Genomic DNA, 23,938 nt, shown 5'->3' with positions numbered 1-23,938 from the left:
AGAGGTTATTTTCTCCTATGAAAACTTCACGAAGCGAGGCTCTTTAAATGTTCATGAGTGGTAGCAGTTCCTTGTTGCTGATTTGAACTCATAAAAAAATTAGCGGAAGAGGTAGCTGTAGACGTCATGGTTGGTGGAAGAGTCTGAATGATTTTTTTAAATAAAGGGATGAGCGATAATTCGTCTTTATTGAGAACAGGTAATACTAATTGGTCTAACAGGGCTTGTAACCAAATCTGTCTGATTTTGGCTCGTATATTTTCCCATAAAAAGCGCTTGAATTTATTGAGGGTGTTATCCACTTGTTCGATGAGTTCTTTGTTATCTGAACCATGCTGTGAAATTCCTGGCCAAAATAAAGTGGCTAAAAGTAATAACCAGGCTTCGTTATCCGATAGGTTATAAAAGGTTATTTCGCTTAAAATCTGAGGAATGAGCTCTACATTGGCCTGTTCTTTTTTAAGCAAGGATAATAATTGAAATTGATTTAATAAATTGAAGCATTCAATGGCTTTTTTATTAATCAATAATTTATGAAGCTCTTGCAATAACCGCATGGGTGGCTCAATTTCAAAGGAAGCACATTGCCTGATTGTTTGTTTTGTTTGCTCTTCAATCGAAAAATTTAATTTTACGGCGAGGCGGACTATTCTTAACATTCTTACCGCATCTGTGCGAAAACTATCCAGAGGGTTGCCAATGGTGCTTAACTCATTTCGGTCAAAACTTGCCCAACCTTCGCCGGTAGGATCTTCTATTTCATCAGTGAGCAGATTGAGGTACATCGCATTCACAGGTACGTCTCTATTTTGAGCATCTTCTTTAATGTCGGTGCCTGAAAAGATGGGCACGACCAGCCCATTATCTAACGTGACATAATGTAGCTTTTTTTGTGGAGAAGTGCCTTCCAGAGTAGCAAAATCATAATGTTCCTCAGGATTAGGCCCTGTTTGGATACGAGCAATCGGTTTTCTGGTGCCAATAATCTGAACGGTGTATCCCCGCTTTTCTGCTATTTCCCGAATTTCCTGAGGGATGGCGGTAGTCACGATATCAATATCAGTGGGTACCTGCTCTACCTTCTTATCGCTGTCAGCAATGACATAGCTGTCAGCAATAACCCCCGTGACAGCACCACCGACGATGTAACAGCGATGGTTCCGTTGATGTAATTCATCAATAATGGCTTGTAATGGAGGAGGAATCGAGTTTTTTATCGTATTAACGATAGTTTCTGGCGAAGGCCGTTTTTTCTTACTCGGGACCGTATCAGGTTGTGCCACGGCCAAGCTGGTTGGATTGAGAATCAGCGCACCCGCTACTATTCCATTATTTGAGACAAGGGAATGCTGTGCATCAAAAAACGTTAATTTCTTCGTTGAGGTTTTTGCAGGCAGTTTCGCTGTTTTTTTAAGTGAAGAAGTATTTTTATTTGCATCAGTCAACGCGGTCTCTTGTTTTTCTACTTCTTTTTTGAGTTCATCCCAATAATTTTGGGGTCTGAGCGAGTGGAGTGATTCATTAATAAAGTAAGACCATGCGCGCCATTCCTCGTTATCCGCGTTTTGTTTTGCCCCCACCGTGATTTGCTCTAAAGCTTGTGTATAAAAAGAAATCGCTTTTTTTTCTAACTCTAAACCAAGCTTATCTCCTCCCGATTTTTTTTGAAATTCAAACCTGGACCAATAGTTGTAACAATCACCAATGCTGGCTAATATTCTAACGTGTTTTAAGCGATTTTGTTTCGTTACTTTTTCTTCTTTCAAGCTGGTATAGGCTCGTATTGCTTCTCTAAAATTTTGGTTTTTAAATAATTCATAAGCAATATCTTCCGGATTAGACGTTGGTGTTTGATTCCTTTTCTCGGGGGCATTACTTTTTCTGGGCTTTTGAGCAGGAGAAGTCGTTTGATGAGAAACAGGTTTAAGAGATTTTCTTCTTATTAAATCCTGTCGTGTCAGTTCTTTTATAAATTCGTCAGATTGGATTTCTTTTATCTTAATACGATTATTAACTTCCTCTAAATAAAATTGATGATATTGATGAACTTTCAATAACTTTTTTTTATACTCCATTAAATCTGTATTAAAATTCATGGAAAAAAAATTGCTTGCCTCTGAAATTCCTATGGAAAAATCCATAAATAACTTGATCTTTTTTATATCAGAACCAAAAAAATCGTTCATAACGATATCAATGGACTCAATGAAGGGTTTTTGAAGGTTATCAAATTTGTATAAACGATAAATACCAAATATTTTATAGAAATATTCATGATAAAAAAGTTGTGCAATAGGGTGATTTATTTCTTTAAAAAATGAGCCATCCAAAATATTTTTTGGAAAGTTATTCCATGCTTTAAAAACTATCATAATTAAATATTTTATTGACTCAAAACTATAATATGGATATTTAACTATAAACAGTTCAGAGGCTTTATTAATTAGATTTGTTTTTGTTATTTTTATTTTTTCACGCTTATTATTTATTATTAAATTTGTTTTAATTAAGAGGTATTCTCGTTTAAATTCTTTATGTATATTTTCAAAAAAAGAAATTAATTCTAATAAAACAGTATAGGACTTAACTTGTTGTTGATTAGCCAGATGAGGAAGAAGATTTTTAATTTCATCACGACAAGCCCTTGCTTTTTCTTTTAATGACTCATTTCCTGGGGGGGATAATAACATCAAAGCTATTTGTGCCAGATGATCCAGTTTGATGTCAAGAGGGCATTGATCATGGACTTCCTCTTGAATCTTAATAGCAGCGTTCTGAATATTGTATAATGTTTGTGCAAAAGGATTTTTATAGTGAATATTAATGAAATTATTTTGGTGTTCTTTCAAAATTTTTATTTGATCATTAAGAGTATGCATCTCGTTCGCTTTCCACTGTGAATTAATAATTATTTAAAGAATTTAATTTATTAGAGTGGCGTGTTTTAACAGAAATATTCTGGAATAGTAAGAGTTGTCTTTAGTATTATTCGGTTATGTGTAAAACTTCTTTGTGTCGTACAAAAAATTCAAAAAGCACCGAATTGCCGATGAAAGTCGGTAATTCATGTCAATGGGTATTTTTTGTGCGACACAAAGGGGAAAAACTTGTATTTTTTAAGGCTATTAAAAAAAAATGGCAGAGCTATGATAAATAGAAAGCAGAACATACAAAATAAAAGGAACTGATTTCTGTAAATTATGTTGTTTTTTCATGGGCTTATCATCATTCATCAGAGGTTAACTGTATTAGATTCAAGAATTATGCCGTTTGAAATAAGAGTAGTGTGCCCTTGAATTGGCGAGTGGTAAAGTAAAGATAGCATGACCGGCAGCGTAACTAATTTGCCGTTATCCGGCAAAAATTGGATCAATTGTTTGGAAATAACGGCATTTATTAGCGATGTAAAAGGTGTCAGACTGCAGTTTTTCGTCTACACTAAATTTACCACAAGGCAGTTCATTAATGAAAATAATTTCAGGGAGAAGACATGAACAATCGCGTTTATCAAATTATTGAATTGGTAGGTACTGCAGAAGAAGGGATTGAAGAGGCAATTAATAACGCCATTGCTCAGGCTGCGAAATTGCATGGTAAGCTGGATTGGTATGAAGTGGTAGAGACTCGGGGCTTTATTGATGGTTCTAAAAGCAAATACTATCAAGTCCATTTAAAAATAGGATGTCATGCTCATTAGTAATAGCTGCCAAGTCAGGATAAAAACCCGGTGTTCAGGAATTACCCCTATAAGTACGCAGACATTTTAAAAAATGCGAACCATAATGATTGAGTTTATGCTGTCCTACACCAGAGATAGCCAGCAATTGCTCGGTGGTTTGGGGTTTATCTCGTACCATCTGATGTAAGGTTGTGTCACTAAAGATCATAAAGGGTGGTTTATTTTCTTCATCAGCCAATTTGCGTCTTAATGTACGCAGGATTTCAAATAACGGGTTTTCCGTAGGAGGTGATAATCTGTTGGCTTTATGAGTGTTTGATTTAGTTTTTAAATCGGGTTTTGGCATAGAAATGAATACTTTTTCCTCACCTTTTAAGACAGTAATTGCTTTTTTAGAGAGTCGTAACACATTAAAATGACTGATATCCTGATAACAATAATCACGGTGGATTAACTGCCAGGCTAATTGTTTCCAGTAATGGGTCGATTTGTCTTTTCCAATAGCAAAAGTGCTTAAGAGATGATGTCCAGCCTGTTGAATTTTTTCCGAAGTACTGCCTCGCAATACGTCTGTAACATGTGTCATACCATAGCTTTGGCGTAGTCTGTAAACACAAGAGAGAAATTTTTGTGCGTCTTCCGTTGCATCTACTGTTTGAGGTGGATTATCGCAGATATCGCAGTAATTGCAGGTTTTATCACCTGACTCGTCAAAATAACGTAATAAAATCTGGCGGCGGCAGTGAGTTGCTTCCGCAAAAGCTAACATTTGATTGAGTTTACCGGTTTCAATTTGCTGTTGAGTTTCATTGGATGTATTGGTAATCCAGCCTCGTAATCTGGCGCTATCTGCCGGATCATAAAGAAGTAAGGCAAGCGCTGGTAAGCCATCACGCCCTGCTCGCCCTGTTTCCTGATAATAACTTTCAATATTTTTAGGTAAATCAAAATGAACCACAAAGCGTACATTAGGTTTATCAATACCCATGCCAAAAGCAAGGGTGGCTACTACAATGTCAATGCGATCATAACGAAATAAAGACTGTACTTTCCTGCGTTCATTATAAGGAAGTCCTGCGTGATAGGCTTCAGCACGGTAACCTAGTTCTTGAAGTTTGGTCGTTAACCGTTCAACACCATTGCGTGTACCGCAGTAAATAATACCGGATTGCTGTACTTGAGTTTGCAGAAACTGATTCAATTGTTTGAGTGGATTATTTTTAATAATGACACTGTAATGAATGTTAGGCCGATTAAACGACGCTACAAATTGTTTAGGGTGGTAATTGAGTTTTGTCACAATATCCTGTCGTGTCTGCTGATCGGCCGTGGCCGTAAGAGCAATAACAGGAATGTTTGGAAAATGGGTTTTTAATAACCCTAGCGCTGCGTATTCAGGACGAAAATCATGCCCCCATTGCGAAATACAATGAGCTTCATCAATAGCGAAGAGTGCAATGGAACAATCCTGCAAACGATCGAGAAAAGAGGGGCTTATCAGGCGCTCAGGTGCGATATAAAGTAAATCCAGTTCATTATGATGTAATTGGGTCAAGACCTGCCTTGCTTCTTCACTGGTTAGAGACGAGTTGTAATAAGCGGCGCGAATACCCTGTAATCTAAGAGCGGCAACCTGATCTTCCATCAAGGCAATCAGAGGAGAGACAACTATTCCCACGCCCGCGCGAGCCAGGGCGGGAATCTGATAGCAAAGTGATTTTCCACCGCCGGTTGGCATAAGAACGAGTAAATCATTACCCGCTACCAGATCATTAATAATTTCTGCCTGGGGGTCGCGAAATGAATCAAAGCCAAAGTAATCTTTTAATATATGTGTTGTTTTTACACAAACAGGTTCAGGGTATATCGCGGTTTCCATGTGATTTATTCTTTTTTTGTTTCACGGACGCCAAAAATTGGTAATAATATCATTATTTAAAGAGGTATCATAAAGATTGTTGGGAAAATCGGGGCTTATTTTTCTTATTGACTAAAAGCGTAGGCCCTGTCGAGACGGTTAATTAAAGGATGAATCATGGACTTTAAACTCAATGATGAGCACTTGGCTTTCAGAGAAATGGCAGCCGAATTTGCGCGTAACAAATTGGCTCCTCAGGCCCAGAAATGGGATGAAGAAAAGTATTTTCCACTGGATACCTTGCGTGAAGCTGCAACGTTAGGCATGGCTGGTATGGTCTCAGCAGAAGATATTGGGGGCGCCAATTTAACGCGTCTTGGTGCGGCTCTTATTTTTGAGCAATTAGCTATTGGTTGTATTACTACCAGTGCTTATCTTTCGATTCATAATATGGTTACTTCTTTGATTGATCGTTACGCTGATAAAACACTGCGTGCGGTCTGGGGGCCACGCCTGACATCCATGGAGGTATTGGCAAGTTATTGCTTGACCGAACCTGATGCTGGCTCTGATGCTGCTTCGCTAAAAAGTCGTGCAATCAAGGAAGGAGATCATTACCTCTTAAATGGCGCAAAGGCATTTATTTCCGGAGGCAGTGTCAGCGATGTCTATTTGTGCATGGTCAGGACGGGCGATGATTCTCATCATGGGATATCTTGCTTGCTTATTGAAAAAGATACCCCGGGTCTGAGCTTTGGCAAGCTTGAAAAAAAATTGGGTTGGCGCAGTCAACCCACTTGTATGGTTTATTTTGAAAATTGTCGTGTACCGGTTTCTCACCGCGTGGGCGATGAAGGTACTGGGTTTAAAATTGCTTTAAATGCGCTAAATGGCGGGCGAGTCAATATTGCTTCTTGTTCCTTGGGAGGCGCTACCGCTTGCTTGCGGTTGACTCAAAATTATCTCCATGAGCGCAGGCAATTTGGTAAATCGTTAACTCAGATGCAGGCATTGCGGTTTTATTTTGCGGATATGTTGACTGATTTTGAAGCAGCTCGATTAATGGTTTATCGTGCAGCGGACGCTTTGGATAAAAATGAGCCGCAGGCTCCTATGTATTGTGCGATGGCCAAGCGTCTGGCCACAGATGTTGCTTTTCGTATCAGTGATAAAGCGATGCAGCTTCATGGAGGCTATGGTTATTTACAGGATTATCAAATAGAGCGTTTATTTCGTGATCTCCGTGTGCATCAAATTCTGGAAGGCACGAATGAAATCATGCGAGAAATTATTGCCAAAGCAAGTTTGGACGAAGACTATTTTATTGATTAACAGGAGGTTTTAATGAATTTAATTGAACAGAAATTAGATGACGATGGTATTCTTACACTGACTTTGAATCGCCCGGAAAAGTTAAATGCACTCAATACAGAGGTTTTGCAGCATTTAAGTGAGATTTTTAATACAGCCAAAGAAAAGCCGACTGTGAAAGCGTTACTTTTAACGGGTTCTGGCAAAGCGTTTTGTGCCGGAGCAGATATTTCCCGATTGGCGGAATGTAACGCACAAAGTGGGTATCAGTTTGCCTGTGAAGGTCAAGAGGTATTCAGACAATTAGAAACCTTAGGTAAACCCTCTTTGGTCGCTGTTAATGGCTTTGCATTTGGAGGTGGCTGTGAACTTGCTCTTGCGGCAACGTTACGTATTGCCGCAATAACAGCTCAATTTGGGCAACCCGAGGTGAAACTGGGTATTATTCCAGGTTATGGGGGCACCCAACGTCTGGCGCGATTAATCGGGAAAGGACGCGCCATGGATTTATGCTTAACAGGCCGATTTATTAATGCAGAAACTGCCTTGCATTGGGGGCTGGTGAGCGAGGTGGTGGAGAGTGATTTTCTTTTGGAACGAGGCAAACAAATTTTAAATAGTATTTTATCCATGGCTCCTTTGGCTGTTACTGGCATCATGGAGGTTATCGATCATGGTTTTAATATGTCTTTAGAGGATGCTCTTCATCTTGAAGCAATCCATTTTGCCAAATTATGTGCCAGTGAGGATAAACAAGAAGGCGTTTCTGCCTTTCTCGCGAAACGACAGGCCGAATTTAAGGGAGAGTAGTATGACGGCTGATATTGCTTTTACTGAGGAGGGACATCTTGGTATAGTCACTTTAAATCGTCCTCAAGCATTAAATGCACTGACTTTGGATATGATTAAAGCCTTGCAACAGCAATTGTTATGTTGGGAAAAAGAGAATAGTATCCATGCTGTAATAGTGCGGGCAGAAGGTGGAAAAGCATTTTGCGCAGGGGGTGATATACGGCGATTGTATGAAACTGGCCGCAATGGTGAGGATAAAATGTCATTTTTTTGGCATGAATACCGTTTGAACCATTATATTCATCAGTTTTCAAAGCCGTATATTCCTTTAATGGATGGGATCACGATGGGCGGAGGTGTTGGCATTTCTTTACATGGCTCTCATCCAATAGCCACGCAAAATTTCAGTTTTGCCATGCCCGAAACGGGGATAGGTTTTTTTCCTGATATTGGTGCCAGTTATTTACTGTCACGTTGTCCTGGGGCAATGGGTATTTATTTAGGATTGACTGGTAATCGTTTATCTGCCGAAGAGGCTAAAGCACTCGGCTTGGTGAAAGAAGTAGTCGCTGCTGACAGGCAGGAAACAATATTAGAGCAGCTTCTTACAATCGATTTATCAACTAATGCCTCTGAAAAAGTAACGGCTACTTTGCGAAAGTTTGCCTTACCCCTTGAGGAGTTTGCTTTAAAAGACGAGCAGCAGGCAATTAATACCTGTTTTGCACTTAATACCGTAGAAAAAATTTATGCAGCGTTAGAGCAAAGAGACGATGAATGGGCAACGAATGTTTTGTGTAATTTAGAGAAGAAATCACCTCTAAGTTTGAAAATTACTTTGGCGCAAATTCTTAAAGCAGAATTTCTTTCTTTGAAAGAGTGTTTGGAAATGGATTATTGCCTGGTGAGTCATTTTATGCGGGATCATGATTTTTATGAGGGAGTGAGGGCTTTATTAGTTGATAAAGATAAAAGACCTCATTGGCAGCCGGAAAATTTATCTTTAGTAAGTGATACGAAAGTGGCTGGTTATTTTGAATGTAATGAGCAACTATTTTTTTGATTAAAGAGGTGAGCAATGTTTAAAACTAACTATACGAATGAACTTTTATTAGTAGATGATACCCCATCTTTTTTCAGTGATCATCGAATAGAGCCTGCCGAATGGCCAAGTTCCTACAATGATTATCAATCCGACAATCATTCTCAACAAAATGTTTTATCTGAGGCTATAGATCCTGATGTAGAAATAAAGTTAGAGGCTGAACCACCTGTTATTAATCAGACCTACCTATCCCCATTCGGTTTTTTTCATTTTCAGCCAGATATTAATTTTTCTCATGATAACAGGGCTTCTCAGTCACAAACAGCAAAGATATTACCCGCTGCTAATCTTTTTTTCGTTACAGAAGAAAAGCATTCTTTCAGGAAAGAAAAATCCAATGAAAATTCTGAGAAATCGTTGGTCTCATTGGAACTATTGGAAAAGAAAGAAAAAAAAAACTCTTAAGGCAGATGAAAAAAAGGAATATCGAAGGTTAAAGAATCTACGCTCTGCACGCGAGTTCCGGCAAAGAAAAGTCGAGCAATTTAAAGCGATGGAGGCTAGAATACAAGAACTTGAAAAAGAAAACAGTGAACTTCGAGGTCAATTAAAAACGTTGCAGGAACAACGAAGTAATGCTTATCAATCTTTTCCATAACCATCAAAAGATGAAATAATGGCATTGTCAGTAAAATGCTTTCAGGTTTCGGAGCCAGTTTTATTTTGTTATCTTAATCCTGTCCAGGTAAGCTATTTCCTGCCTTTGAATTTGTTGATGTGGGTAAATAACTTAATATTGTAATTGCTCTTTCATTTCCCTTAAAATGCATAATTCAGTGGATTACAGGTTTTTTTATGGTTTCTTTTTACGAAGATTTCGCCAAACGGCGGACATTTGCTATTATTTCTCACCCTGATGCCGGTAAAACGACAGTAACTGAGAAATTGCTGTTATTTGGAGGTGCAATACAGCTTGCCGGGACGGTTAAAGGACGTAAGGCAGATAGGCACGCTACTTCCGATTGGATGGAAATGGAAAAGGAACGGGGGATCTCTATCACCACTTCGGTAATGCAATTTGTGCATAATGAGCATGTAATGAATTTGCTGGACACGCCCGGTCACGAGGATTTTTCGGAGGATACTTATCGTACTTTAACGGCTGTTGATTCTGCGTTGATGGTTATTGACGTTGCAAAAGGGGTTGAAGAAAGAACAGTTAAATTAATGGAAGTCTGTCGTTTGCGGGATACACCTATCATGACTTTTATTAACAAATTGGATCGTGAAGGACGCGAACCAATCAGTTTGCTTGATGAGGTTGAAACTGTGTTAGGCATTCAATGTGCTCCCGTTACCTGGCCTGTGGGTATGGGGAAGCGTTTTAAAGGAATTTATCATCTTTATCAGGATACTACCTATTTATATCAGCCCGGTAAAAATACCCAGAAACAAAGTGCATTTCAGATTAAAGGGTTGCACAATGCCCAATTGGATGAACTTTTAGGGGAGGCAGCACAGGAATTGCGTGACGAAATCGAATTAGTCAAAGGCGCCTCCCATGAGTTTAATCTTTCTGATTATTTATCAGGCAAAATGACCCCCGTTTATTTTGGTTCCGCCATTAATAATTTTGGCATCAAGGAATTGCTGGATGATTTTGCTCAATATGCGCCAGGCCCCATGCCTCGTGCAGCCATTGAGCGATGTGTTAAACCAGAAGAAAATGCTTTTACTGGTTTTGTATTTAAAATTCAAGCCAATATGGATCCCAAACATCGCGATCGTATTGCTTTTTTGCGTATTTGCTCAGGAACTTTTAAAAAAGGAATGAAGCTAAGTCATTTGCGTTTAGGCAAAGAGGTGCAAATTGCCAATGCCCTGACCTTTATGGCGGGTGATAGGGCACATGCCGATACGGCTATGGCAGGAGACATTATTGGTTTACATAATCACGGAACTATTCGTATTGGGGATACATTTACGCAAGGCGAACATTTAAAATTCACTGGTATTCCTAATTTTGCTCCGGAACTTTTCCGTCTGGTTCGCTTAAAAGATCCTTTAAAAAGTAAAGCGCTGCTTAAAGGTTTGATTGAATTATCAGAAGAAGGGGCTACGCAGATATTTAGACCGCTTAATAGTAATCAATTAATTCTCGGGGCCGTAGGTGTTTTGCAATTTGATGTGGTGGCCCATCGTTTAAAGCATGAATATAAAGTAGATTGTGTTTATGAGGCTGTTAATACCAGTTGCGCTCGCTGGGTGTATGCTGAAGATGATAAAGCTATGACAGAATTTCGCACAAAGGCTTATGATTATCTGGCATTGGACGGTAGTGAGGCGTTAATGTATCTGGCACCTACAAAAGTTAATTTAACAATGGCAGAAGAGCGTTATCCAAAAATAAGATTTTCTGCTACACGAGAACATTAGTCCTTAATAATGAGTCTGAAGTATTCGTAGGCATACCGCGGCCTGTTCTTGATTGATTCCTGCGAATTGCAAAATATGCCTAAACTCATGAGATGAGCCGGATGGATTTTAATGGACGTTTATTCATGGTCATCCGGCCATTCTTTATCACCAAACAGAGGGCCAAAAACAGCAGGTTGTTTCACTGCCCGACTCCAGAACAGATTGCCTATATCAAAATGCCACCATTCATATTGATAAGACGTAAAACCGGCGTGATTCATGGTTGTATGTAAAAGATTTCTTCTATACTTAAAGTGCTTTTCTTGAGCTGAGAGCCGGGTTTTAAGATTAAAATAATTACTGTGAGCTCGCTCTGAACTTTCGTCAAATGGTGTTCCCATGTCTAATTCTTTGTTGGTGGTCATCTCGAACAATGTTAAATCAATGGCGCCGCCACTAAGGTGAGGTGGACAATAATCTTCGCCAACTCTGGAAGGGGGGGATATATATTTTTTTGTTTCCTCATAATTTTCTTCTTCGCTTAGGGCAGGTAATTTTAAACGGATCTCTTCCCTCACCCAATTGAAAAGTGTTTTCTGCACAGATCGAGGCCGGTATACATCCCAAATGAGAAAACCATAATCTTGAGGCAAAAATTTCAATGCCTGAAGTAGACTTTTAAGCACAATAGCGCGACCGAAAACCTGTGCTATTGAGCTAAATCCCAATTTAAAATACATGGGATAAACTTGAATCCGCTCATTGATGTTATTATGAAATTCAACTATCTCATAATCATTTTTAGAAAACTTACGAATGGTCAAAATTTCCCTGATGTCGATCAAAATCCTGCAACTATTATATTTTAATTTTAATGCACTTGCTATTTTACACAGTATTGTCTTTTATTAATAATGTATTGATTCAAATAAAGAAAGTGTATCAAATTCCAAAACATCTTTTTAAGGAGTGGAAAAAATTGTTCCCAGAAGTTATACCCAGATATTTTTCTTTTAACCTCGCATCCTCTTTTAATTGAGCGGACTTAGTGGTTGGAAATTGTTTTACAATACCAGTTATAAACCGGTAGCCAGAGTATAAATTTATATCACCTCCTATAAGAGATCGAGTTGTCCCGATATTGGTTTCGTACCATTCACTATATTCTGGTTCGTGTTGAATCAGAAGTTTGGGAAGCTCTTTTTTTAAATCATCCACATCCATATGTAATAAAACTTTATGCGTTAAATCTTTTAATGCAGTAACTAAAGTACCAGCAAAAAAATAAGTCGAATTTATTTGTGAATAATAAGAAGCTATCAGGTCTAAATAATGGTGACATGTTGTATTCTCATCACTCAATTCCAGGTTATTTTTCAATTCAATAAAAATTTTTTTACCAGCTTGATTTTTAGATTTTTTAAAATTAAAGTTGGAAATCATAAGTAATGATTTTTTTAAATCACCAAGTAATTTATCATCAAGATCATCGGGAATCATTTTTCTGTTTTTGTTCTTGCCAAAAAGCCCTTTATTTTCAATGAAATCTATGCAAATTTCTTTTAAACTTTTTGGTTGATTAAACACTTTTTTTCCTAAAATAATTGCTTACGTATCATTATAACTGGTTTTCATTAAGAAAAAATTAAATGCGTTTTTATTGGTTTGGACTCTTTTCGTGCCGGACAAAAAATCAAAAAGTACCGCGTTGCTACCAAGTTGGCGCTTCGCGTCAATGGCTATTTTTGTCCGGTAAAAAGTTTTTAGGTGCTTTTACCATTGGCCATCGGTACTGATAGAAAGATCCTTCCAATTAGTGAGTTCAGTCTGCTTTTGTTCAATCACGTTTTTTGCCCAATCAATGGCATCTGAACCGGCTACAAATGATACGGGAGGATTTTTAACTTCCGTCAAGTGGAGAATAACAGTGGCAAGTTTTGCAGGATCACCCAATTGATTGTGAGAACGATTGTTGAGAAAATCCTGGTAATCGTTCATCGCTTTATCATAATCACTGATGAACCGCTTTGAATAGTTCACGGAACGTTCATCAAGGAAATCAGTACGGAAAAATCCTGGAGAGATACAGGTTACATAAATGTTAAAAGGTGCTAATTCTTCGGCAATTGATTGGGAAAATCCCTCAACTGCGAATTTGCTCGAATGATAGAGCGCGCCACCAAAACTACCCTTAAGGCCGGCAATTGAAGAGATATTGAAAATATGCCCGCTACGCTGCCTTCGCATATGAGGGATGATGGCTCTTGTTACATCCATAAGGCCAAAGACATTCGTATTAAACTGCTCCCGGACTTCTTCGGAAGTCGATTCTTCAAAGACACCCAGATGACCATATCCTGCATTATTGATGAGCACATCTATATTTCCAAATTTCTTAATGGCAGTATCGATGGCAACATTGATTTGCATTTCCTGAGTGATATCAAGATCCAGAGCAAGCAGGTTATCAGACGTTGCCAATTGATCGCTTATCTTGCTTGAATTACGAGCGGTAGCTATGACATTATCGCCTTTTTTAAGCACTGTTTTTACGATTTCTAATCCAATACCGCGGGAAGCCCCCGTAATAAACCAGGTTTTAGCCATACTTTTATCTCCATTGAATGATGGATAAATTATAATTAAAGTTACCAAAATAGTCGATGACGTTTGCTTTAACCACACTGCTTAATCATAAGATAAAAACAGGAAGGACAAGTATATAGGATAAAGGAAAGCATAGAGTAAAAGCCAGAGAACACTCTGGCTTTTCTACTTGTTTTAAACCGGAGGATTCGATTCGAAAGTCACCTCATTTCGTTTGCATTTCATCCCCAGACAAGCACCTATGCAACTGGATAATGCACCAATAAAGAACAAGGTAAATATTATCCACGAGCTGCCTGTTAAAGTGTCTGATGATACTTTAACAACAACAGGTTGATCGGTCTTGTCTGAAACAGTAGTAGAAGGCGAAGTATTCTTTTCTGTTGTGACATCAATTTTTTGTGGCATTGAATCCGAAACGACTACTTTGGGAGCCAATGTTTTACTATAAGCCGACGTGTGTTGTGCCAGAGGGATAGCAAATATTGCAGCTAATAACAGGGCCATAGTCCATGTCAGAAAGCCATAAAGAACCCCTCCACAGTGGGAATGGTGAAAAAATCGTCCCAGATAGCCTGCTACAAAGCCCGCAGCGCCCATTGAAGCAATAGTTCCTATTAAAAGTCCAAGTAATCCTCCAACAGCAATGGTAGTAGCAGCTCCAGCGGAAGGTGCGTTATAGGCACTCAAGCTGATGGCCATACCAAACAGATGAAGTAAAAAACCCAACCCTAATCCTACGAAGGCACCGGAAAAAACGGCGGACCAGGATACGCGAGAATGATAGGGTGAATGACAAGTCTCTGTAATTGTATTGTTTTTCATAATAAATCCCTTTTAAATGTGAGAAACTATCCAAATTAATAATAAAATACTAATAGGGACGCCTAATAACCATCCAATGATGTAACCCATGATAATCTCCTTAATCATTATTAGTATAGTAAGGAGTATAGTAAAGATACAAAATTATTTAAATGAGAAATAGTATTAATAAACTCTCCTCATAAAACTTGTCTTAAATCAGTCAATTTTCAGAAGGTATATTCAACAGCCTGTTTCTTTCTCTTCAAAAGAAAGTCAGGATTTTCTGTCTAACCACCATTGAATAGATTGTTCGGTGTCATGAATCACTTTAATTAGTTGCTGATAGAGTTTATCAAGTAATCTGTCATGTCCTGCTTTACGATATCGCTCAAGGTATTGGCAGGCATATTTCAGGCGTATTGTGCCGCAATAAAGGGCGCTGCTTTTTAAATGATGAGCTAATTTTTCAATACTGTCCCAATTCAAAACCTTGTAAGCTTCTTTTAAGCGACATAAGACCTGGGGAATTTCTTCTGAAATCATTGAGTTGAGTAATTCGCGCAAAATAGTTTCATCACCGAGATGGGTAAGGCTCTCTTTCACATCAAGTAAAGAATAATCGTTCAGTAAAAATAACTTATTCTCCGTATCCGGCAGATCAGAGGCGAAAGAGATATTTTTATTCTCTTCGTCAGGGGAGAGCGGCGTGAATTGAGCAGGGAGAAAGTGAGTAAGAACAGACTTTAACATGGATAATTTAATGGGTTTTGAAAGTATTTGATTCATCCCTGCCTGGAGGGAGGTATTTTCTGTTTCATCCAAACCATGAGCTGTTAAACCAATTATTGGTACGGGCGATTTATTGAAACGTTTCTCCCACTCTCGAATTTGTTGAGTTAATTCATTACCTGATAATCCCGGTAAACCAATGTCTGTAATAATTAAATCGAATTTTCTCGATTTAGCTATTTTGAGTGCTTCTTCTCCATTGGTGACTGAGATGTAATGACAGCCTGTTTTTTCGGCGTTCATTTCAATCATTCGTAAGGCGATCTCATTATCTTCGACCAATAAAAGTAAGGGTTGAGAATTCGCAGCAGAATTTAGAGAGGATTTTGCCGTGCTTTTTGTAAGTGAAGCAGGGTGGTCATTATTTTTTGTAGGAGTTAAAGGCTTGGCTAATGAATTTTTTTCCTCACCGATGGCTAAAGAGAGAATAAAATAAAAAGTTGCGCCTTGTCCTTCAACACTTTCCAGTTGAAGTTTACCGCCTAATAAATTGACATATTTTTCAGCAATATGTAAACCAACGCCATGACCTTGATGATCGCCTAAATAAGAAGGAGTAATACGATAAAATTGTTCAAAGACTCTGGATTGCAAGGATTTGGGAATACCTGGACCGGTATCACTGACACTAAACAGTAGTTTCACGGTGTTTTGATCGCTGGAAAGTTGTTTAATGTCCAGTGCAATATAGCCTTGTTGAGTAAATTTTATCGCATTACCTATCAAATTAAGTAAAATGCGATTTAATTTAAAACGGTCGCAAATAATAAATTGTGGAACCTGCTTATCGATATTGATTCTGAATTCAAGATTTTTCATTTGAACGGTAGGTTTTTCCAATTGAACAATATCCTCTACACTTTGGCGGATATCAAAACAGTCGGTTAGAAGATCATGTTCCGAAAGATGTGCGGCGGATACTACATCAAGAACCCCGTTTAATAATTTTAGTAATTGCTCCCCACTTTCATTGACCCATCGCGCATATTGTTTTTCTTCCGGATCGCTTGTTTTTTCTTCTAAAAAACGAGACATACCAATTATACCGCTAAGTGGTGTGCGAATATCATGGCTCATATTGGCGATAAACTCCGTTTTGGCAAGATTTGCCAACTCAGCGTTTTCTTTGGCAAGTTTCAGATCTTCTAATAATTTTTTTTGCCTGGTAATATCTATGGATGTTCCAACAATACCAACGGTATTTCCTTCATTATCTCGTAAAGGTGCTTTAATCGCAGTAAAATATTTTAATTCACCCGTTGCTATATCCGCAATTGCTTCTTCCTGAGCAAGAGTTTTTCCTGTTCTCATTACCTCTTCATTGTGACGTTTAATATGATTGGCCATTTCCGGCGGATATAATTCAAAAAGTGATTTGCCCACATAGGCTTCAGCAAGCATCGCACCAGTTGCGCTAAAAACGGCTTCATTACCACCCAAAAGAACACTATCCACATCTTCCCAATAAATTGGAGCAGGTAAAATTGGAGCGACTATTTTAAGAAGTTCGAGTATATTCATTTTACTTGTCACGACCTATCTCCTTTTTTAAATAGTTGCTCACAGTTTCGTCTGTTACAGGAGTCCATTCAAAATTCATTGCTCTTAAAATATGTTGGGTCCTGTCTTGTAAAATACGAATATTGGTTGCATAGCGACGCTGTTCGTTTAACCAGCGTCTATGAAGCAAAAAAAGCTCAATGGCCTGATTATATTCAGGATTATCCAATTGATTAATGATAGTAGTAATAAATTGATTAATAGTCACCATCTTAACATTGAAGAGTTCTTCTTGTGCAAGGATCTCCCCCCAATGACATGGGGTGGGGTTGAATACATGAAAGGTATTATTGGACAATTCTTTCTTATCAAATAGCTTTACAATTGCTTGTGCTGTTGAATCAACGGGAGAAATTTCTTCCATGCTGATTTCAGGAGCAACCATTTTCAAAGTGATCAAACAAGAAAGGCGAGTAAAAAAACCATTATCATCAATATTTTCCTGCGCTCGATGGTTAGACGCCATGAACGCTAAATTGCCTACCCGGTAAATATTTCCCATAATACCGTGTTTCCTATACTTGATAACCATTTTTTCACCTTCATATTTAGTTTTTACGTAAATATTAGAACGATCTTCCAGGTTATCGCCCTCATCGTCTTCTGTAAAAACATAATGGTCGCAGTTAGGAACATATCCTTCATTTAATACAGAAATGGTTGAAATATAATGAAAGTGTTTTAATTCCGTTAATCGGCATAATTCTAGTAGATTACTGGTGACCTGGACATTGGCCAGGTAAAATGTGTCATATTCACCGTAATGTTTTGTAAGAGCCGCTGAATGAATAATACTATCAATTTGGGAAGCCAGGGTTTGATAAGTTTCTTTTGAAACACCCAGATCTTTTTTTTCAATATCGCCTGCATAAACAAAAAGTCTTTTATTATGATAAGGATATAAATTTTTTTCAAAGTAAAATTCAAATTTTTTATTTACTCGTTCAAAGGCTTCGTCGTTGGACTGTGCACGAACTAACAAAAAGATACTGTAATCGGTTGTCGTTAATAATGTATTCAGTAAATTCGATCCTAAAAATCCAGTAGCGCCTGTAAGTAATACATGGGTGATAGGTGCTTTCTCCACGCTAATTTTTAATTGATGAATGTCTTCAAAATAGTTATCTAATTTTGTTTGAAAAGGTTGCTCATCAAAGGAGCGAGTAGCTAATAATTGATAGTCAGATCTGATTTTTTCCAGATTATTCTTCAAATTATTTTTGATAAAAGGAATATCTCGTGCAATTTTTTTAGCGGTTTTCAAGTTAAAAATATCCATCACGTTCACATCAAAATTGGCTTGCAAGTTTGCAACCAAACTAATCGCCATGATTGAATTTCCACCTAATTTAAAGAAATCATCCTCAATACCCACTTTTCCTAAACCTAATACCTTCGCAAAAGCATTACAAACGATGATCTCCTGATCGTTAGTAGGAGCAATGTAATTATCTGACCGTGTTAATTCAGGTGTGGGTAATGCATTTCTATCCAGTTTTCCGTTAGAGGTAACGGGTAATTGCGGTAAGTGAACCAAGGCACTGGGTTGCATATAGTTGGGTAAATGGAGAGCCAAATACTCCTGAATTTTGTGTTCGTCAATTGTTTCATCAGCAACATAATAGCCAACCAGAAATTTATGGCTTGTCAGAGCATCCTCTCCATCGCTAAAATTTTTCACTAATACGACCGCTTGTTTGACATCAGGATAATTAGCTAAAGCGTTTTCAATTTCTCCAAGCTCTATGCGGTATCCTCTAATTTTTATTTGAAAATCGTTACGACCAATATACTCTATATTGCCATCGGAGCACCATCGAACTAAATCCCCTGTTTTATAAATGCGATTATTGATGCCTTGTATTTTTTCATTATCTGTTTGAAAGGGATTAGAGATAAACCGTTCTTCGGTTAGCTCTCGTTGATTTAAATAACCTTTAGCTACACCTTGCCCTCCTATATACAACTCTCCGATAATGCCAACTGGTTGGGGTTTTTTTTCGGCATTTAATACGTAAGCTGTAGTATTAGCTATGGGTTTGCCTATCAAATGGACCTCATCTGTCTTTATTTGGAGTCCTGTGGCGTAGATAGACGTTTCCGTAGGGCCATAATAATTATACAATTTGGTTTTATTTGACCAATAACGTGCTGTTTCACTATCGCAAGGTTCTCCCGCATAAATCAGTCCTTTAAGGGAAGGGTATTTAATTCGTGGCAAGTTAGCAAGCAAGACAGGGGGTAAATAGACATAATTGATCTGATTTTCATTAATGTATTTACTGGTTGCTAAAATATCCCTTCTTAGGGTTTCACTTAAAAGATGTAGCTCATCGCCTCGCAAGAGAGGAACAAAAAATTCAGAAACAGAAACATCAAAGGCATAGCTGGTGAAGGCAGTAATTTTTAAAGGTGATTTGGGTGTTTCCTCGTTTCGTTGATACACCTCATTCAAAGCATACAACGTATTGAGAACGTTTTTATGTTCCACCATAACACCTTTAGGTTTTCCCGTGGTACCGCTCGTGTAAATGACATAGACAAGATTAGTACCCGTGTCTGCCGTAATGATGTTTGTTTTCTCAAATTCTGCCAGTTTTTTTTGAATTTTTTGACTGTCAATAACAATAATATCTGCTCCATTGCGAGTAGATTTATATTCATTTTCAGAATTTAAACAAGGAGTCAGCTTATCCAAATGACTTTCATTGACAAGAATCATTTTTACTTGTGTATCGTCAAGAATGTATTCAATTCGTTCGGGTGGATAGCTGAAATCAAGAGGAACATAGGCGCCTCCGGCTTTTAAAATAGCCAGAATAGCAATAATGGTATGTTCATTTCTTTCCAACAGCAAAGCAATTAAATCATCCGGTTTAACCTGATGATGGGTTGTCAGGTAATGAGCAAGCTGATTGGCTTTTTCATTTAATTCCTTGTAAGTAAGTTTAATATCTTCAAATATCAGCGCTATTCTTTCTGGTGTTTTTTGAACTTGCTCTTCAAATAAATCAATGATTGTGCCACCTTGGGGAAAGTTTTGAGTGGTCCTGTTAAATTCCGATAAAATAAGTTTTTCTTCGGCAGGAAACAGTAAGTCAAGGTTTGATAACAATTGATTTGGATTATTCAATAATTTATCGCAATAGTTAAAAAACCGAGGCAGAATTGTCTCCGAAAAATAGTCAGGAAATATTCCGGTTAATAGATCCATACTAAAAAAAAGCTCTTCATTTTCTTCTTTGTATTTTACATTCAGACTTGAATTAGCAATTTGAGGATAGCCTTTGCCCACCAAAGGTTTGCCATTCATTACCAAATTCCCAGGTTTGGCAAAATAGGAATTGGCAAAACTTGAGATTGGACCCAAATTAAGGCGAGTTCTCAGTTCAATTTTGGCGAGTTGCTTAAACAGAGAAAATTTATGGATTAACCCTTTGATTAAGGACAAATAGGTCGCTTCAGGTGTGAGGTTTAAGGGAAAGACAATCATATTGACAAAGCAGCCTGATATGGATTTATCCTTGCGAATATTAACAGGGTAGTTCACCAACGTATTTTTTGTATTGCCGAGCTTGATAACAAAGACGCTCCAGGCCAATAATAATAAGTTAAAAATGCTAAGATTATACTGCCTGCTTGCATTATCCAGTTTCTTCCTGATGGAATCAGGGAGTGCTTGCGTAAAATAAAGCACTTCATTTTTGGTATTGGTATCCACATAGTCCAGATTATTCGCAATATCCTGAACATCTTGCAGGTAGGTGATAACGTCCGTATTATTATGTTCTTCTTCCAGAGACAACTCATTTTTTAATCGCGATAGATAAGTGTTGGCATTTTCCCCGGCAATTTTTTCCCCCGCAATTAACCGATTTAAGTCACTGATGAATTGTTCTAAACTATAACCGTCCAAAAGAATATGATGGATATTAAAGAGCGCAATACGACAGTCATTAGTGGTTATTTTTATTATATTCAGGCGAATGGCAGAGTGGGTTTCGAGATCATGCTGTTCTTTAACAAGCGTTTTTTCCAGATTATCCAGCTCTTCAGGCGAAGAAGTAAAAAAGTGGATTTCAGGTGGAAGATCATTATGAATCTTTGTTATTACCTTATCGTTTTCCAGGGTAAAGGTTTGTCTTAAATGAGCTTGTGATTTGACAAGTTCTTTCACCTTTTCAATTAATAAAATGGTCTGACTCTCATCCTCTAATGAATAGGAAAAGCATAAATTATATCTATTTTCGTTATTAACCTGAAATTGATGGGCTAAATAAAAAGGCAATAAGCTATTATGTGCATTATATTTTTTCATAATTAACCTTTATTTGGCTGGAAAGCGGAATTAAGTAATTCATCATGTGGTACTCTTTTTTTTATTGGTTATAAAGTAGTAATTAAAACCATTGGTTATGAGGCAAGTGTTACCCATGAGTACGCTTACTTGCCTCGACCGGTGATTAATTATCACTCTAAACATGATTATATTTTAGCATGAATGCTTGTAATTTAATTAACTTTGAGGAAAATCGTAGAGAGGTATTAATAAAGTCGATAGTTTCATGTTAGGAATTCATTAATAGATTAGGGTTGATAAAATGGGTTTTTACTGATTTCAGGTAATTGATTGTTGGAGGAAATTTCTTTAGGAGTAAGGGTACAATCTTGCAAAAATTCCTGGATTTTACCTTTAAAAACCTCAGGCTCTGGAGATTTTAGTAAATAAACGTGCCAGTCACCTTCTTTTTCTTCGGGCGGCACTATTCGAGTTTTCCCTTCGTTGTGCATTGAGGTTTTAATAGTCAGTTTTCGACCCTGATTTAAAAAAGCTTTTCCTAAACTCATTCCATAATTTAGTAGCGAGCTATCTTCATCGGCATCGGAGACAATAATCTCTATTTCTTTAACAGAGGAAGGCAATCCATTTTCTAATAATTTATTGGCTAAAATTTTTGGAGCTATTTTTTTTTGAAAAGAACCATCTGCTTTTAAAGAAAGTAAAATCAGTTTACTATCCTCATTTTTTTCGAATTCTAAATAAGGGAACTTTCTAATTAAAGTATGATTTCCTTCTAACTTTAAAGCCTCAATCCCTTTTTCGTTTAAACTCGAACCAAAATCAAAAGAAATAATCATTTAATTATCCCCATTATTTAAACTTTACTTTTCAATTTCTTTGCAATTGAATTAATCAAAAGTTAATAATGTCAATTTATTCTATAATAATAGCAAATATCTATAAAAGGTTATTATTATGATAATTATGTTAGATGCAGATAATACAATTATCAAGGCAAAGGACATAATTAAAGGAAATGATTCAGTTGAAAAGGTTCAACGAACCAGAGAAGGAAATTATACGCTAAGGGCGAAAAACCATAAATTTTTAACTGAAAATGAGGGAAAACCCGTAACCCGGATCACGTTTATCGGGCATAGTGCCTATGAAGAAGAGACCGGTATTCAATGTTATGGCGGCTATGCAGCAGAAGATTTTTCAGATTTGCTCATAGAGCGACTTAATCAAGCAAATGACTCTTCAGGAAGAGAGAAAGGATTTACACAGAACCTGATTGCTATTGATTTAATAGGCTGTTTTCCAGGTTACGTTTCTCCTGCAGGGAAAAGTTTTGCTGGAGAGGTTGCAGAGCGATTATTGAAAGCTGGTTATGATATTCCTGTCAATGCATTTACTAACCGAAATCTTCCTGAACCCCATGCTATTTTCAGTATGATTTCCATGCCCTGTGTGGAGGAAGGAAAATTATATATTCGCGGATTTTCCAGCCCAGACTATCAGGAAAAATATAATAAAATGAAGGTGGTAATTGCCGGCATTATAAACGATAGAGATGCTGATAACTATAATTTGGCAGAAATAACAGAGACAATCAGACTAAAAGAAGAGGAAAAGGGCGCGCTTGAAAAAAAATACACGGTTGTCGAAAGCAAAATGCATGAAATGCAAGGCCAATATGAGTCCATAAAAAAAGAGATTAAAGAACTGGAGGATAAAATAAAAATCAATGATAAGAAAAACTTTTCTCGTGAAGAACTGGCTAATCAGGTCAAGTCGGTTGTGAAATATGCGGACAACACCAATTCCAAATGGAAAGATAAAGTAGGTGTTTTATATAAAGAAATCGAACAAATAAATTCTTCTCAAAAAACAGAAAAGGAGAAGTCCAACGCGACTATGGCAATGATAGAAAGAACTATAAATAATATACGTAGCCATTTTTTTACGGGAAGGGGAAGCACTACTGCCAGTTTACTGCAAGATATAATCGATAATAAAGAAAATGATAATTCGTTTAATTCGCTGAAATCCCTTTTAACTGCTATTCAGCAGGATGCAACAATCAGACAGTCAAAGTGGAAAGCAAAAACAGATGATTTACTGGTAAAAATTAACAGTATTGCTCAATCTGATAAAAATGAGCATGAAAAATTTACCAAGGCATTCGAATTAATTAAGCATACATCTAAAGATATTCGCGGCCATTTTTTTGGCGGAAAAAGAAGTACAGTAGCTACTCGATTAGAAAAAATACTGGAAAAAAAAGACAGGTATTTTTCTCAAGCTATAGAACAAGATGATCTCCATAATAAATTATTAGCGAAACAACATGAATTAAATGAACTTAAGACGGGATCTGAGGTTAAAAATACAAAAATTAGTGCTTCTAAATTGAAAAAAAATATTGATATTCTGGAGGGAGAAATACAGCGTCTCAAACCAGACGAACAAACTTTCAAACAAAAGGTAAAAGGCTTGAATAAAAAAATAGAGGAAGCTACAGCAAGAATGGTTTCTTTTGCTATAAATATAGTGTGTACTGATAATGTGCGTAATTATCTGGATTCTCATCCTGAATGCAATTTCACGCAGGCAGTGAAAGATAGACGGTTAAAAAAAGATCGTACAATCCAAAATTCAGGGCAGGCCGGTTTTTTTCAGCAACCTTCGCGTAATACTCCAGCGTCATGTAAAACCGCTGCTATGGTGATACCATCCCGGACTAATAAAATACGATAGGAGAATTCTTATATTCTTCCGAGATTGAAG

The 23,938-nt window shown here is 37.4% G+C and carries 16 protein-coding genes; 7 read left to right on the top strand and 9 right to left on the bottom strand.

The genetic code is table 11. The features are described 5' to 3' along the window. Positions 1–26: 26 nt before the first annotated feature. Entirely contained in the window at positions 27–2,879 is a 2,853-nt protein-coding gene (locus T345_RS0112040) for a tRNA nucleotidyltransferase/poly(A) polymerase-related protein (RefSeq protein ID WP_028389559.1), read from the bottom strand. Between the two features lie 611 nt (positions 2,880–3,490). Between T345_RS0112040 and T345_RS0112025 the strand changes: the two genes are divergently transcribed. Continuing rightward, the gene (locus T345_RS0112025) at positions 3,491–3,697 is read left to right on the top strand and encodes a dodecin (protein ID WP_028389558.1); all 207 of its coding nucleotides are present in this window, start codon (positions 3,491–3,493) and stop codon (positions 3,695–3,697) included. 34 nt (positions 3,698–3,731) lie between these two features. Here T345_RS0112025 and recQ read toward each other — a convergent pair whose 3' ends face one another. After that, the gene (gene recQ / locus T345_RS0112020) at positions 3,732–5,558 is read right to left on the bottom strand and encodes a DNA helicase RecQ (RefSeq protein WP_028389557.1); all 1,827 of its coding nucleotides are present in this window, start codon (positions 5,556–5,558) and stop codon (positions 3,732–3,734) included. 156 nt (positions 5,559–5,714) lie between these two features. Between recQ and T345_RS0112015 the strand changes: the two genes are divergently transcribed. From T345_RS0112015 to T345_RS0111990, 5 genes are all read left to right on the top strand, one after another. After that, positions 5,715–6,869, top strand: a complete 1,155-nt coding sequence (locus tag T345_RS0112015) for an acyl-CoA dehydrogenase family protein (protein ID WP_028389556.1) — start codon at positions 5,715–5,717, stop codon at positions 6,867–6,869. A 12-nt stretch (positions 6,870–6,881) separates the two neighbouring features. Continuing rightward, complete coding sequence (locus T345_RS0112010) at positions 6,882–7,658, top strand: enoyl-CoA hydratase/isomerase family protein (protein ID WP_028389555.1); 777 nt, start codon at positions 6,882–6,884, stop codon at positions 7,656–7,658. 1 nt (position 7,659) lies between these two features. Next, positions 7,660–8,703, top strand: a complete 1,044-nt coding sequence (locus T345_RS0112005) for an enoyl-CoA hydratase/isomerase family protein (protein WP_028389554.1) — start codon at positions 7,660–7,662, stop codon at positions 8,701–8,703. A 15-nt stretch (positions 8,704–8,718) separates the two neighbouring features. Beyond that, on the top strand, positions 8,719–9,150 hold the full coding sequence (locus tag T345_RS15250) for a hypothetical protein (protein WP_028389553.1): 432 nt from the start codon (positions 8,719–8,721) through the stop codon (positions 9,148–9,150). 390 nt (positions 9,151–9,540) lie between these two features. Beyond that, positions 9,541–11,121, top strand: coding sequence for a peptide chain release factor 3 (locus tag T345_RS0111990; protein ID WP_028389552.1), 1,581 nt, complete (start codon positions 9,541–9,543; stop codon positions 11,119–11,121). Between the two features lie 119 nt (positions 11,122–11,240). Here T345_RS0111990 and T345_RS14325 read toward each other — a convergent pair whose 3' ends face one another. The 7 genes from T345_RS14325 to T345_RS0111955 form a co-directional block, all read right to left on the bottom strand. Then, positions 11,241–11,927, bottom strand: a complete 687-nt coding sequence (locus T345_RS14325) for a M15 family metallopeptidase (protein WP_131777699.1) — start codon at positions 11,925–11,927, stop codon at positions 11,241–11,243. Positions 11,928–12,045: 118 nt separating this feature from the next. Then, a complete protein-coding gene (locus T345_RS0111980; protein WP_028389551.1) occupies positions 12,046–12,690 on the bottom strand; it encodes a hypothetical protein in 645 nt (214 codons plus the stop codon). Between the two features lie 186 nt (positions 12,691–12,876). After that, complete coding sequence (locus T345_RS0111975; RefSeq protein ID WP_028389550.1) at positions 12,877–13,710, bottom strand: oxidoreductase; 834 nt, start codon at positions 13,708–13,710, stop codon at positions 12,877–12,879. 174 nt (positions 13,711–13,884) lie between these two features. Next, positions 13,885–14,535 carry a hypothetical protein gene (locus T345_RS0111970; protein ID WP_051555261.1) on the bottom strand — a complete coding sequence of 217 codons (651 nt, stop codon included), beginning with the start codon at positions 14,533–14,535 and terminating at the stop codon, positions 13,885–13,887. A gap of 255 nt (positions 14,536–14,790) precedes the next feature. Continuing rightward, positions 14,791–16,839: a PAS domain-containing hybrid sensor histidine kinase/response regulator gene (locus T345_RS14320; protein WP_131777700.1), complete on the bottom strand. Its 2,049-nt coding sequence runs from the start codon at positions 16,837–16,839 to the stop codon at positions 14,791–14,793. After that, positions 16,829–21,184, bottom strand: a complete 4,356-nt coding sequence (locus tag T345_RS0111960) for a non-ribosomal peptide synthetase (protein WP_028389548.1) — start codon at positions 21,182–21,184, stop codon at positions 16,829–16,831. The genes T345_RS14320 and T345_RS0111960 overlap by 11 nt, the downstream gene beginning before the upstream one ends. A gap of 269 nt (positions 21,185–21,453) precedes the next feature. Then, positions 21,454–22,005, bottom strand: coding sequence for a hypothetical protein (locus T345_RS0111955; protein WP_028389547.1), 552 nt, complete (start codon positions 22,003–22,005; stop codon positions 21,454–21,456). A gap of 118 nt (positions 22,006–22,123) precedes the next feature. Between T345_RS0111955 and T345_RS0111950 the strand changes: the two genes are divergently transcribed. Next, positions 22,124–23,908, top strand: a complete 1,785-nt coding sequence (locus tag T345_RS0111950; RefSeq protein ID WP_028389546.1) for a hypothetical protein — start codon at positions 22,124–22,126, stop codon at positions 23,906–23,908. Positions 23,909–23,938 lie beyond the last annotated feature (30 nt).

Source organism: Legionella fairfieldensis ATCC 49588 (assembly GCF_000621525.1).
Taxonomy (GTDB): Bacteria; Pseudomonadota; Gammaproteobacteria; order Legionellales; family Legionellaceae; genus Tatlockia; species Tatlockia fairfieldensis.
This window is presented reverse-complemented; position numbering and strand designations above follow the sequence as displayed.

Excerpts from the sequence above, each read along its gene's own strand:
- T345_RS0112010 (WP_028389555.1), top strand. The coding sequence starts at position 6,882 with ATGAATTTAATTGAACAGAAATTAGATGACGATGGTATTCTTACACTG.
- T345_RS0112025 (WP_028389558.1), top strand. The coding sequence starts at position 3,491 with ATGAACAATCGCGTTTATCAAATTATTGAATTGGTAGGTACTGCAGAA.
- T345_RS0111990 (WP_028389552.1), top strand. The coding sequence starts at position 9,541 with ATGGTTTCTTTTTACGAAGATTTCGCCAAACGGCGGACATTTGCTATT.
- T345_RS0111950 (WP_028389546.1), top strand. The coding sequence starts at position 22,124 with ATGATAATTATGTTAGATGCAGATAATACAATTATCAAGGCAAAGGAC.
- T345_RS0112015 (WP_028389556.1), top strand. The coding sequence starts at position 5,715 with ATGGACTTTAAACTCAATGATGAGCACTTGGCTTTCAGAGAAATGGCA.
- T345_RS0111970 (WP_051555261.1), bottom strand. The coding sequence starts at position 14,535 with ATGAAAAACAATACAATTACAGAGACTTGTCATTCACCCTATCATTCT.
- T345_RS0112040 (WP_028389559.1), bottom strand. The coding sequence starts at position 2,879 with ATGCATACTCTTAATGATCAAATAAAAATTTTGAAAGAACACCAAAAT.
- T345_RS15250 (WP_028389553.1), top strand. The coding sequence starts at position 8,719 with ATGTTTAAAACTAACTATACGAATGAACTTTTATTAGTAGATGATACC.
- T345_RS0111960 (WP_028389548.1), bottom strand. The coding sequence starts at position 21,184 with ATGAAAAAATATAATGCACATAATAGCTTATTGCCTTTTTATTTAGCC.
- T345_RS0112005 (WP_028389554.1), top strand. The coding sequence starts at position 7,660 with ATGACGGCTGATATTGCTTTTACTGAGGAGGGACATCTTGGTATAGTC.
- recQ (WP_028389557.1), bottom strand. The coding sequence starts at position 5,558 with ATGGAAACCGCGATATACCCTGAACCTGTTTGTGTAAAAACAACACAT.
- T345_RS0111955 (WP_028389547.1), bottom strand. The coding sequence starts at position 22,005 with ATGATTATTTCTTTTGATTTTGGTTCGAGTTTAAACGAAAAAGGGATT.
- T345_RS0111975 (WP_028389550.1), bottom strand. The coding sequence starts at position 13,710 with ATGGCTAAAACCTGGTTTATTACGGGGGCTTCCCGCGGTATTGGATTA.